Annotated in this window: 1 protein-coding gene; it reads left to right on the plus strand. The window is 61.6% G+C overall.

Features of this window, described 5'->3' with window-relative positions; all coding sequences use genetic code 11:
- Nucleotides 1–47 precede the first annotated feature (47 nt).
- Nucleotides 48–597, plus strand: a 550-nt coding sequence (locus tag FS320_RS44810; protein WP_425294316.1) for a YncE family protein, incomplete at its 3' end; no start/stop codon positions are given.

Consider the following 597-nt stretch of genomic DNA (forward strand, 5'->3'; position numbering starts at 1 on the left):
GTGATGGGACTGTGAGCCTGCTGTCGATCAGGGGGACACAGGTGACCATGACCGACACCGTCGCACTCGGGTCGCCGGCTGATCAGGTGGCCGCTGTCGCGTTTACTCCGGACGGTCGCAGGGCGCTTGCGGTCAAGTTCGCGAGCCACAAGGTTTCGGTAATTGAAATTCAGGATGGCAAGCTCACCTACAACAAGCTCGATCTGCCGACCGGACCCTGGCCCTACAATGTCGCAGTAGCGCCGTCGGGCCAGATCGCCCTCACGGCGGACAACGGCAATGCCGGAGCCTCGGACGGCAGCGTTGACATGGTGAGCGTTGTTGACCTGGAGGCTACCCCTCCCCGCATTGTGGACCGTGTGGTCGTGGGGGACGGCCCCGAAGGCTTAGCAATCAGCCCGACAGGCAATCTTGCAGCCACCGCAATCCTGCGTGGCGGTAACTCGGCCAAGACGGCCTATTTCTACAACCCCGCCGGTACGGTCACGATCCTGAAGATTGATGGCAAGCAGGTGGTGCGCCTGAAGGATATCGAGGTGGGCAGTTTACCGGAGCCGGTCTGCTTCACACCGGATGGCCGCTATCTGTATGTCGGTA

Origin of the sequence: Microvirga tunisiensis (assembly GCF_009296175.1) — a bacterium.
GTDB classification, from domain to species: Bacteria; Pseudomonadota; Alphaproteobacteria; order Rhizobiales; family Beijerinckiaceae; genus Microvirga; species Microvirga tunisiensis.